The sequence below is a fragment of the Candidatus Avelusimicrobium sp. genome, from assembly GCF_050873505.1.
GTDB lineage: Bacteria > Elusimicrobiota > Elusimicrobia > Elusimicrobiales > Elusimicrobiaceae > Avelusimicrobium.
Window position 1 is genome coordinate 24,593 of sequence record NZ_JBNMIY010000009.1, and the last position, 12,061, is coordinate 36,653.

At 52.0% G+C, this 12,061-nt stretch carries 9 protein-coding genes; all 9 read right to left on the reverse strand.

The features are described 5' to 3' along the window. Positions 1-322: 322 nt before the first annotated feature. Positions 323-2,800: an excinuclease ABC subunit UvrA gene (locus tag ACR0QV_RS05995; protein WP_432635402.1), complete on the reverse strand. Its 2,478-nt coding sequence runs from the start codon at positions 2,798-2,800 to the stop codon at positions 323-325. A gap of 389 nt (positions 2,801-3,189) precedes the next feature. Continuing rightward, positions 3,190-3,660 carry a hypothetical protein gene (locus ACR0QV_RS06000; protein WP_432635404.1) on the reverse strand — a complete coding sequence of 157 codons (471 nt, stop codon included), beginning with the start codon at positions 3,658-3,660 and terminating at the stop codon, positions 3,190-3,192. Positions 3,661-3,662: 2 nt separating this feature from the next. Then, a complete protein-coding gene (locus ACR0QV_RS06005) occupies positions 3,663-4,736 on the reverse strand; it encodes a D-alanine--D-alanine ligase family protein (protein WP_432635406.1) in 1,074 nt (357 codons plus the stop codon). A 54-nt stretch (positions 4,737-4,790) separates the two neighbouring features. After that, positions 4,791-7,076 carry a hypothetical protein gene (locus tag ACR0QV_RS06010; protein ID WP_432635408.1) on the reverse strand — a complete coding sequence of 762 codons (2,286 nt, stop codon included), beginning with the start codon at positions 7,074-7,076 and terminating at the stop codon, positions 4,791-4,793. A gap of 89 nt (positions 7,077-7,165) precedes the next feature. Beyond that, complete coding sequence (locus ACR0QV_RS06015; RefSeq protein WP_432635410.1) at positions 7,166-8,401, reverse strand: bifunctional folylpolyglutamate synthase/dihydrofolate synthase; 1,236 nt, start codon at positions 8,399-8,401, stop codon at positions 7,166-7,168. Further along, complete coding sequence (murA, locus tag ACR0QV_RS06020) at positions 8,391-9,662, reverse strand: UDP-N-acetylglucosamine 1-carboxyvinyltransferase (RefSeq protein ID WP_432635412.1); 1,272 nt, start codon at positions 9,660-9,662, stop codon at positions 8,391-8,393. The genes ACR0QV_RS06015 and murA overlap by 11 nt, the downstream gene beginning before the upstream one ends. Positions 9,663-9,682: 20 nt before the next feature. After that, complete coding sequence (prmC, locus tag ACR0QV_RS06025; RefSeq protein WP_432635414.1) at positions 9,683-10,522, reverse strand: peptide chain release factor N(5)-glutamine methyltransferase; 840 nt, start codon at positions 10,520-10,522, stop codon at positions 9,683-9,685. Between the two features lie 61 nt (positions 10,523-10,583). After that, positions 10,584-11,642, reverse strand: a complete 1,059-nt coding sequence (gene prfA, locus ACR0QV_RS06030; RefSeq protein WP_432635416.1) for a peptide chain release factor 1 — start codon at positions 11,640-11,642, stop codon at positions 10,584-10,586. A gap of 78 nt (positions 11,643-11,720) precedes the next feature. Then, complete coding sequence (rpmE, locus tag ACR0QV_RS06035; protein ID WP_177745799.1) at positions 11,721-12,059, reverse strand: 50S ribosomal protein L31; 339 nt, start codon at positions 12,057-12,059, stop codon at positions 11,721-11,723. Positions 12,060-12,061: the final 2 nt, after the last annotated feature.

A 12,061-nucleotide genomic window follows, 5' to 3' on the forward strand; every position in this document is an offset into this window, starting at 1 on the left:
CATAACAAGAAGCCCAAAAAAACGGCCGTTATGTTTGAGCTAATCACACTAACCCAAATCATAACAGCCGCGGCCCTCTGCCATATAAAAATATGGCAGAAAGCACTCGGCACAGCGCACGCAAGGGATCGGCTCGCGCACGTTGTGCCTAAAACGACTGTTTTTGGAGTGTGATTATGCCGTTGGTATCCCAACAGCGCACCGTATTCCACATACGGTTCCAAAAACAGAAAATTTATTTTAAAAGGGACTTATTTTCAAGGTTCCTTTTAATAAATTTATTATAGCATATTCCTAAAATTTACCACCCGGGGCGGTTTCCTTATAAATACTTGCCTGTTACGCTCTGCGGGGTATTTTTGATATCCTCCACCGTTCCGGCGGCAACAATTTGCCCGCCTAATTCTCCCCCGCCGGGGCCCATATCAATCAGGTAATCGGCGTTGCGGATAACATCCAAGTCGTGTTCAATTACCACCACCGTGGCCCCGCTTTCAATCAGCGTTTGAAATACGCCCAAAAGCGTCCGCACGTCTAACGGGTGCAAGCCGATCGTAGGTTCGTCAAACACAAAGACCGAATCCGTCTGCGTTTTACCCATTTCGCTGGCCAATTTCAGCCGCTGGGCTTCTCCGCCCGACAGACTGGGTGTTTCTTCCCCGAGCGTCAAATAGCCAAGCCCCAACTGCCTAAGCACCGCTAATCGCTGTTTGACCACCTTTAACCCGCCACAAGCGGCCAAGGCAGAATTTACGTCCATATCCATTAATTGCGGGAGCGAAAACGTCTGCCCCGTTTTATCGGTATAAAAAATACCCGCCGCCGCCGCACCATAGCGCGAACCGCGGCAGGACGGGCAAGGCACTTCCACATCGGGTAAAAACTGTACGTCCAAACTTATCACGCCCGTGCCGTCGCAAGTGGGGCAACGCAATTTGCCCGTATTGTAGGAAAAATCCCCCGCCTTATACCCCGCCGCCTTGGCCGCGGGCGTTTTGGCAAAAATTTTGCGCAGTTCGTCGTGCACATTGGCGTAAGTGGCCACCGTGGAACGCACGTTAATGCCTATCGGCGTAGCATCAATCAGTTTCACCTGCGTAATGCCCGGCGCCTGTACGGCCCGGATATGCGCGGACAAGGGTTTGTGCTGGGTATAGGCCTGTAAGGCGGGCACGAGACTTTCCAAAATAAGCGTCGTTTTGCCCGAGCCAGACACCCCGGTAACAACCGTCAATTTGCCCTTTGGGATATCTACCTCCAACGGGCGGACGGTATGCAAGGCGTTGGTAGCCAAGTGGATTTTCCCGGCGGAAAACAAATCTTCTTTTTTAGCGCGCGGGCGAACCTGAATATTTGCACGGCCGGACAAAAAAGGTTCAATTTGCGAATTAGGATTTTTTTCAATATCCGCCAAGGTTCCCTCGGCAATTACGCGCCCGCCGCCAGCCCCGGCTTGCGGACCCATTTCAATAAACCAATCCGCCTGCGACAAAATTTGCGTGTCGTGGTCCACCAAAATAACGGAATTTCCGTCGGAAATTAAATCGTGCATTACGCCGTTTAACCCCACAATGTTGGACGGGTGCAAGCCGATGGACGGTTCGTCCAATACATACAAAACGCCCGTCGTACGGTTGCGCACGGCGCGCGCCAGTTGCATACGCTGGCGCTCCCCGGTGGACAAGGTAGCGGCCGCGCGGTCCAAGGTCAAATAACCTAACCCCAAATCCATTAACCGCTTGGCGGCAGACAAAAACGAATCGCAAATATCCTGGGCCATTGGGCACATTTCAGCGGGCAGTTGGCCAGGCACTTGTTCCACCCACGCGCGCAAATCAGCCAAGTTTTTTTGGCAGGCTTCATTTAAAGATATTCCGCACAACCGGGGCGCACGCGCCGCCGCCGACAGACGGGAACCGCCGCAATCGGGGCAAATTTCGCGCTTTAAAAACTTTTCTACCCGTTTCATCCCCTGCTCGTCCTTCACCTTGGCAAGGGCATTTTGAACGGTGTAAACGGCGTTATAATAGGTAAAGTCCAACTCTCCGGCCTGGTTTGTCTTTTTGGCCTTGTAGAAAATATGCTTTTTTTCGGCGGGACCGTTGTAAACAATGTCTTTTTCTTTGTCCGTCAAATCCTTAAACGGCACATCGGTCCGCACACCCATTGCCCGGCAAACATCGGTCATCAGCGACCACATCAGCGAGTTCCACGGAGCCACCGCCCCTTGGTCAATCGTCAGGTTTTCATCGGGCACCAAGGTTGCTTTATCCACCGTCCAAACCGTTCCCGTGCCGTCGCAAGTGGGGCAGGCGCCCTGACTGTTAAAGGCCAACTCCTCGGCAGACGGGGCAAAAAAGTGCGCCCCACACTCCGGGCAAACGAGTTCCTTTCCGGCGGCTACCGCCAAGGACGGCTGAACATAATGCCCGTTGGGGCAACGGTGGTGCGCCAAGCGGGAAAACATCAGGCGCAAACTGTTTAGCAATTCCGTACCCGTACCAAAGGTACTGCGGATGCCGGGCACGCCGGGCCGTTGGTGCAGGGCAAGCGCGGCGGGAACATACAATACTTCGTCCACTTGCGGACGGGCGGCCTGCGTCATCCGACGGCGGGTGTAGGTGGAAAGGGCTTCCAAGTAGCGGCGCGACCCCTCGGCATACAAAACGCCCAACGCCAGCGAGGACTTGCCCGAACCGGATACCCCCGCAATGCCCACAATTTTATTAAGGGGCACCTCTACGTCAATATTTTTTAGGTTATGCACCCGCGCACCGCGGATTTTAATTCTATCTACCACAAAATTCTCCTTACTCGCCCCACTATCAATCACTTTAACAAGAAGCCAAATAAATAAAAAACGGCTGTTATATCCGAGCTAATCACCCTAACCCAAATATAAACAGCCGCGGCCTTCTGCCATATAAAATATGGCAGAAAGCACTCAGCACGGAACAACCGGGTAATTAGTCCGCTTATTCCGTGCTTAAAACGACTGTTTTTGGAGGGTGATTATGCTGTTGGTATCCCAACAGCGCACCGTATTCCACATACGGTTCCAAAAACAGAACAAATTGTCTTGCAAACAAACGTCTTGCAATACTGCTTTTTACTTCTTTATTATAACATATTTAAAAAAATCCCCGCGCCTATACAGGTTCACGGGGATTAAGGGTTTCACTATTGTTTTTACTCTTCTAAAACGGCTTCGGCCGGTTCGGCGGCGGGCTGTTTCTTAACGGGTTTTGGCAAAAGCGAAAACAACGCATACGCGCTTAACATCTGCATTGTAAACGCCAGCGAAATAAACACATACTTATAAACCGCCATCATTTCTACGGACGGCTGGCCCAGCAGGGCGTACATCCACCCGCTTGCAACACGCAAAAGCGGCACAAAGATAAAGTCCGCATTGGTGAGCAAGGCAAGCACTCCTTGCAAGGCCGTTAAAATCCACACGGCCCGCTCGTGCAAAAGGACAAACACCACCTGCGCCAAGTATAACACCAAAAACCCGGCGTGAAGCCGCAGCAAAATTCCGCCCGCGGAAATATCCCGCGCCACCAAAAACACATTTACAAGCGCGCCAAACAGGCAAAAGCAAATAATCACTTTTACCCAAATGTTAAGCCCAGTAAAGCGTGCAATCAGTTTTTCCATAATTAGCGGTTTAAAGAGAGCGCGGCCTTTCTCGCGTGCACCTGTAACGCAAGCGCAATTAGGCCTTCCAAAATCTGCCCGTAATCTTCCCCGCACGCGCTAAACAGTTGCGGAAATAGGCTCGTTTCGCTCATCCCCGGCATTGTGTTAATTTCGGAGAAGTAATACGCCCCGTCTTTATCCATTAAAAAGTCCACACGCGCCAGCCCGCTTCCGCGCAGGGCACGGAAAATATTTTCGCTGTCTTGGCGCATTTTTTGCGCAAGGTCCGCCGGGATATCCGCCGGGACCTTGGTTTCGCATCCGCCGGCTACAATGTATTTGGCGTTATAGTCAAAAAATTCCCCGGCCACGGTGCGCAGTTCCCCGCAAGCGGAGGATTTGATATGGGCACCCTCGCCGTAAATGGCGCAGAAGATTTCGCGGGCGTGGTCCACGCCTTTTTCTATCAAAACGTCCGTATCAAACTGCAAGGCAAAATCCACAGCGCTCTGCAATTCGTCCACGGTTTTTACTTTTCGCACGCCGACGGAAGAGCCCAACCGGACAGGCTTTACAAACACCGGCAAGCCCTGTTCCTTTACCCAGGCTTGCAAGGCGGGCAAATCGTACCCGGCATCCTTGCTGACGGTTTTCCAAGGCAAAATCGGCACGCCTGCTTCGCGCGCAATCAGTTTGGCAATTTCCTTATCCATCCCCATTGCCGAGGCCAACACACCGCACCCTACATACGGAACATCCAGGGTTTCCAAAAAGCCCTGCATTGTGCCGTCCTCGCAGTTGGTGCCGTGCAAAACCGGGAACACCACATCGGCCTTGATAGCAAAAGAGCCATCCAAGGCGGCTAAATTGGCATCGTCTTTAAGCACCGGGGTAATGGGTTTATCGGTAGGCTGTTGGGGTCCGCAAGCGTCTTGCAAGAACCAGCGGCCCTGCTTGCTGATAAATATAGGATAAACTTGGTATTTGTCCTTCCTTTCCGCCAGCACGCGGCAAACCGTCTGCGCACTGTGCACGGAAACTTCGTGTTCGGTGGATTTTCCGCCGTACAATACTGCTACTTTTAAAATTGGCATTTTTTCTTCCTTATTGTAAAGGGGCCTGACGCTCGGCCAGGCCCTAAATATCGGTTATTTATCTTCTCTAAATATAGACCATTTCATCCGGCCGATAAAACTGTCGGTCTTGGTCAAAAAGTCCTCGCCATCGTACATTGCTTCCGGCTGGGCAATCGGTTCGGCCACCTTAATTTCGGGCAAGTCCGCTTCCGTTAAAGGCTTTTTAGCGGGCACGGACACTGCGGCTTTTTCCGCCTTTTGCGGAGCGGGCGGTTGCGGGAAAACGGGAGCCTGCGGCTTATGCGCTTGGGCCGCCTTTTGCAAGGTTTCCTCTTTGGCGCGCTCCTTTTCCTGCACGAGGCGCGCGGCCAACAGCGCGGCGCTTTGGTTGCGCAGTTGCTGGTTTTCTTTGGCCAGTTCCTTGGTTTCCCCTTCCAAACGCTCGGCGCGCTGTTTCAGGGCGGCAGATTGCAAGGAAAGGTCCTGCTTTTCTTTATTTACCTGGGCCAAACTTCCGGCCAAGGCTTCCTTCTTGCGTTCTACCTGTTCCAAATTTTCGGCTAAATTTTGTTTTTCGCGGTTGAGTTGCGCCAAACTGTCCGCCAACGCTTCTTTTTCGCGCGTTAAGGTTTCGGCACGCGCGGCCAAGGTTTCCTTTTCGCGGTTGGCTTGTTCCAGGTTTCCGGCCAAAATATCTTTTTCTTGGTGGACAGCGGCCAAATCGCCGGACAGCGCGGCTTTGGCGTTGCCCATTTCGTGCGAGCGGCGTTCCAACTCCTCTTTTTCCTGCGCCAAGTGCGCGGCCTGCCGGGTAAGGCGTTCCTTTTCCTGTTCCAGTGCGGCGGCACGGGCGGTTAATTCCTCTTTCTCGCGCGTTAAAGTTTCGGCACGGGCGGATAAGGATTCTTTTTCTTTATTTAAATTTTCCGTATGGGCGGCCAAGGAAGCCTTTTCCTGCGTGAGTGCGGCCACATTTTCGGCCAATTCATCTTTTTCGCGGCCCAAGGTTTCCGCCTGTTCGGCAAGTGCGGCGCGTTCGCGGCCCGAAATTTCGGCCTTTTCCGCCCAAGCCTCTTTTTCGTGTGTCAAGGTTTGGTTGGCGCTCGTCAAAGCGGCGTTGTAATTGGTTAAAGATTCGTTATGCTCTTTGAGTTCCGCGTTTTGGTGCGCGAGTTCCTCGTTCTGCTGGCCCAACACCTCAATTTTGGCTTTGAGTTGCGCGATAACAGCGTCATTATCGTTAATTTTAGCCAGTAACTCTTTGAAATTCTTTTCCAAGGTTTCTTTTTCTTGGCGGACCGCATCCAGCGACTCTTGCGCGCGGGTCAGTTCGGCCTGCAAGCCGTCGCGCTGGGATTCCAACGCCTGCAATTTTTCCGTAAACGAAGCCAACTGCTTTTTGGAGGCTTCGCTGTGGCTGGTTTGCAAGGCGGAAATTTCGGCTTTGAGGGCCGTGAGTTCCCGCTCTTTGGCTTCCAAGCGGGCCAAGGCTTCGTCCTTTTCGGCGGCGGCCTTGTGGAGTTTTAAGTTTTCGGCCTTTAACGATTCAATTTCCTCTACCTGCTTCATACAAGTATCGGAAATTTCTTGCAGTTGGTTTTCCAAACTGGACACCTTCTGCTGGTACTGCTGTTTAATGGAAATAATGCGGCCTTCAAAATCAAACGATTTAAAGCGTTCCTCGGCGGCGGTTAAGCGGTCGCGCAAGGACAAAATTTCCTTGGCTTGCTCGGCCGATTTTTTAAGCGCTTCCATTTTTTCCTGCTGGACCTTTTTAATTTCGCGGTCCAACGCGCTGTTGACGGCCTTTAATTGCGAGGCCTTTTGCTTTAAACTGGAAATAATGCGTTCCTTTTCCTCACGCTCCAAACGGGAACTTTGCTGGGCGGGCTCAAAATGATAGACGGCGCGGGCAGGCTCGGACGCGCCAAAGGCGGACGGAACCGGGTCAAAACTGCGCTGTACATCGGGCTCGCGGAACGAGCGTTGCTCCTGCTGGGCACGGGAAAGGTTTTCCACGCTGGCCTTTAAATTGGCAATCGTGCGGGAAATATGTTCAAAAAAAGCGTCTTTATCTTTTTGGCGGTCCAAGGCTTCGCGCGTGCGGGCCAGTTCCGACAAAATCAACTGGTTTTGGCTGGCCGAGGCTTCAAAGCGCTCTTCCAGTTCGCGGATTTTCTGCTCCAATTTTTCAAACGAGCGTTCGTATTGGGCAGGTTTAGCTGGAATAGAATCTTCCCGCGAAGAATAGGTATTTACGGGCGGCGTAACGGGAGCGGAAAAAGTCTGCTCTTTAAATTTTTCCAAAAACTGGGCGATGTCGCCGTGTCCGTCAAATTGGTTATTGTCTAACGCCATTTTTGCTCCCCGTCTAAAAAATACCTTACACTAAATTTAACCACAATACCCCCGCCGATGTCAACCCTGTTTTATGACGGGAAAACGCCCTATTTGGCTATCCGTCCGCGCACGGCTCCGGCCAAGTAAAAAGACCCCGTGCATAGCACACAGCCACCCCCCTTTACCAGGCGCATCGCCTGCTGCCAATCGGGCTCAAAGGTAACCTTTACGCCCTTGGGCAGGGCGGCGCGGATATCGGCTTCGGCGGCACCGCGGGCAGACGGCGGCACCGTGATAAAAATATGCTTAAAATGCGGACAGAGAAGCGAGAGCATTTTTTTGTAGTCTTTATCCTTCATAAACCCGCACAAGAGGGCAGAATTTTCCCCAAACGGCGACTGTTGCCAAAACTTCATCAGGCCCTCTATGGCCTGCGGGTTGTGGGCTCCGTCTAACACCCAAGTATTTTTTTCGGTGGAAATTACCTCAAAGCGGCCCGGCAGATTGACCGTTTGAAAGGCCTTTTTAAGGGCTTTATCCAGCAAACCTAACGCCTTGGCCGCCTGATACACCAGGCACGCGTTGACGGCCTGCCGTGCCCCCAAGGTATGCAAGGGCCACTCGTTGCCGTTTTCCGTGTGCAGTAGGGTTTGGTTGCGATAAAAGTCGTACCCGGCCACAGTAAACGGCTCCCCCTCTTTTACAAAGTGCAACGGGGCATTGCGTTCCTTGGCGGTTTTGCGCAGAACTTCACGCGCGGAAAGGGCCATTTCCCCCGCAAACACCGGGACATTTGGTTTAATAATGCCCGCCTTTTCAAAGGCGATTTGCGCTAAACTGGAACCCAAATATTGCGTATGGTCCAGCCCGATAGACGTAATCAGGCACGCCACAGGCGTACATACATTAGTGGGATCTTTCCGCCCGCCAAGGCCCGTTTCCAGCACAACATACTGTACTTTTTGGCGGGCAAAATACAAAAGCGCGGCGGCCGTTAAAATTTCAAAAAAGTTAAGTTCTTCCTCTTCTTCCTGAAATACATCCAAAACGGCTTTGGAAAAGGCTTGGCGGGAAATATTTTCCCCGTCTATTTGTATGCGCTCCACAGGCGAAACCAAATGCGGCGACACAAAAAGCCCCGTTTTATAGCCTGCGGCAGTAAGCACGGCGGCCATTAGGGTATTAACGGAACCCTTGCCGTTCGTGCCCGCGACGTGGACGATTTTATAACGCTCCTGCGGGTTTTCCAACCGAGCCAAAAGGGCGCGAAACCCCTCCAACCCCGCGCCAACACCTGCGCCGGTACGCTTTAAAATATAGTTAAAAACAACGTCAAAACTCATTTTTATCGGGATTATAACGGCGGATATCTGCGCCCAAAGCGGTTAATTTCTCTTCCAATTTTTCGTAACCGCGGTCAATGTGATACACGCGCTCCACTTCCGTTTCGCCCGCCGCACACAAGCCTGCAATAACCAGGGCCATACCGCCGCGCAAATCGGACGCTTGGACGTGCGCCGCGGAGAGTTCCTTTACGCCCGTTACACGCGCAACGCTCTTTTCTGTGGAAATATTGGCCCCCATACGCACGAGTTCCGGCGCGTGCATAAAGCGGTTTTCAAAGATGTCCTCATCCACTTCGGCCGTACCGTTGCACAGGGTCATTAACGTCATCCACGGAGCCTGCAAATCAGTGGCAAAGCCGGGATACGGCGCGGTGCGCACGCGCACGGGCTTAATATCGCCGTCATAGGCGTGAACGCGCACGGAGTCGTCGGTAACGTCCAAGGTAAAGCCCGCTTCCTGCAAATCTTCCAGTAAAATGGAATTATGTTCCGGCACACACCCCGTAACGGTTACATCGCCGCGGGTGGCGCAAGCGGCCAAGATATAGGAACCCGTTTCAATGCGGTCCGCCACAACGGTATGCTCGGCACCGTGCAAGGAGGTTTTGCCCTGCACGATAAGTTGCCCTTTATCGCCTACGCGGATGTCCGCCCCCATTTTATTTAAAAACGCAATTACGTCGTCCACTTCCGGCTCCTTGGCGACGTTTTCCAAAATAGTTTCGCCCGGGATTAAGCAAGCGCACATCAGCAGGTTTTGCGTAGCCCCTACGCTGGGGAAGCGCAAAACGATTTTAGCCGGGGTTAATTTCCGGGCGTGGATAATCACATTGCCGGATTTAATGTCGCACTCGGCGCCCAATTTTTCAAACCCCTTTAAATGGATATCCACCGGGCGCACGCCAATCGCGCAACCGCCGGGAAGCGGAATTTCAGCCGTTTTAAAGCGGGCCAACAGCGGCCCGGCCACCCAAAAACTGGCGCGCATTTGCTTCACAAGTTCATAGGGCAAGGTGTTTTTCAAAACGCCGTCAGCCGTAATAGTAACGGTATTATCTTTATATTCCACCTTTTTGCCTAAATATTCCAAAATTTTAAGCGTGGTGCGCACGTCGCGCAAATTGGGCACGCGGTGCAAAACGCACGGTTCGTCCGTAAGCAAGGTGGCTACCAGAATAGGCAAGGCGGCGTTTTTACTGCCGCTGATGTGCACGGTACCGTTTAATTTTTTACCGCCGTGAATAATAAATCTGTCCATACTAAAAACTCCGTTAAAAATTAAATTTTTCGGGCGAAAACAAACCGCTCTATGTTAAATATATCTTTTTTTACTTCCGCCTTCCAGCCAATTTCCATAAGTCCGCGCGCCAAGGGCCACGGCTGGCCCTTGCACAGTTCCAACGCAAGCAGTCCGCCAGGGTTTAAATAGCCGTCGGCGGCTTCGCACAATGGGCGGGTAACCTCAAAGCCATCCTCCCCGCCGTCCAACGCCAGGCGCGGTTCGTGCTGCACTTCGCGCGTTAGCGTGGCCAAATCAGCCGTTGGAATATAGGGCGGATTGGAAATAATTAAATCAAAGGTTCCCATTACGTTTTCCCACAAATCACTTTGCAAAAAGTGTACACGCTCGGTCAAGCGGTGTTCGCGCGCGTTTTCCTGCGCCACTTTTAGCGCGGCTTCACTTTTATCCACGGCCAATACCTGCGCATTGGGAAATTTGTTCGCCAACGCCAAAGCAATGCACCCGCTGCCCGTGCACATATCCAAAAAGGCATAACGGCCCTTTTTGTCAAAAAGCGCAGATACCTGTTCCACCAAGTCCTCGGTTTCCGGGCGGGGTGTTAAAACATCGGGCGTAACGCGGATATCCAATCCGCAAAAGGGCTGGAAACCCACAATATGCGAAAGGGGCTCACCGTCTGCCTTGCGCGCTAAAAAACACTCAAATTGGGCTTGCTGTCCGGCGGTAACGGCTTCGGAACCGTTGGCAAACACCCACGTCCGGCTGACGCCCAGCGCGTAGGCGAGCAGCCACTCGGCGTTGGCTTCGGGTTCGTCTGAACCGGCCGCCTGCAAGCGGGAAACAGCGGCAGATAAAAGTTGGGAAACGGTATTCATAAATCTCCTTAAAAAAAAGCCGGGCGGAAAACAGCCCGCCCGGCAACCAAATTGCAACTTATCAGATTTGCAGATTTTTAAGTTTCTGCTCCACGCGGTACGCGCGCAAATCCTCTAAAATAGGCTCAATGTTGCCTTCCATAATTTCCATTAAATTATGGTAGGATTTGTCGGTACGGTGGTCGGTAACGCGGCTCTGCGGAAAGTTATAGGTGCGGATTTTTTCGCTGCGGTCGCCCGTGCCCACCTGAGCCTTGCGTTCGTCGTAAATTTCTTTATTGCGCTTTTCTTCTTCAATTTGATAGAGTTTCGCGCGGAGCATAGCCATCGCTTTTTCGCGGTTTTTGCCTTGGTGGCGTTCCTCGCGGCAGGAAACCACAATGCCCGTAGGCTTGTGGATAATGCGCACGGCGGTTTCCACCTTGTTTACGTTCTGGCCGCCCGCGCCGCCGGAACGGCAGGTTTCCATTTCCAAATCTTCGGGACGGATTTCAATATCAATTTCCTCGGCTTCCGGCATAATGGCTACCGTAACCGTAGAGGTGTGCACACGGCCAGCCGTTTCGGTATCCGGCACACGCTGTACGCGGTGCGTGCCCGATTCGTTGCGAAGCCACGAGTAAGCACCTTCCCCTTTGATAAACATACTGACATATTTACAGCCTTTTAGACCAGTAGGCGTAAATTCCAAAATTTCGGTGCTCCACCCCTTAGTTTGGGCAAAGTGCTGATACACGCGCAACAGTTCGGCTGCAAACAGGGCGGCTTCGTCCCCGCCCGCACCGGGACGGATTTCCAAATAAATGTTTTTGGAATCATTAGGATCCGGCGGAATAACCAAAATGCGCAGTTCCTTTTGCAGTTCGGGCAGTTTGGCTTCCAGTTCTGCCAGTTCATCAGCGGCCATTTTGACCAGTTCCTTATCCTCGCCCGCTTCAATCATCGCGCGATCGTCGGCGATTGCTTTTACGGCCGCGTTGATTTCTTGTTCCTTTTCAATAATAGGTTTTAAAAACGCGTGGCGTTTGGCTTTGACGGCTAAATCTTGGCTAGACAAATTACCCGAGGACAACTCGTCTTCCAACTGTTTAAATTCGGCTACATATTTGGAGGTATCCATACAAATTCCTTGCGGCAAATTAACTGCAAAAAAGAGCAGACTCCCTTTCGGACAGTCTGCTCTTTTGTAAAAAAACGGCTATTTGGCTTCTTCGGCCTTGGCTTCTGCTTTTTTGGCCGGTTTCTTGGTGGCGGCTTTTTTGGCCACTACCGGTTTTTTCGCCAATTTGGCTTTGGCTTTTACTTCCGTTTTCGGTTTGCGGACCAAGGTTTTGCCTTCGGTTTTCGCAAAACGTTTGTTGAATTTTTCTACCATACCTTCGGTATCCAACAATTTCTGTTTGCCGGTAAAGAACGGATGGCAAGCGGCGCAGATGTCCAATTTCAAAGTTTTGGCCGTGGAGCGGGTCATAAATTTGTTACCGCAGGCGCAAACGGCTTCTACGAATTCATAGTTCGGGTGCATGTTTTCTTTCATTT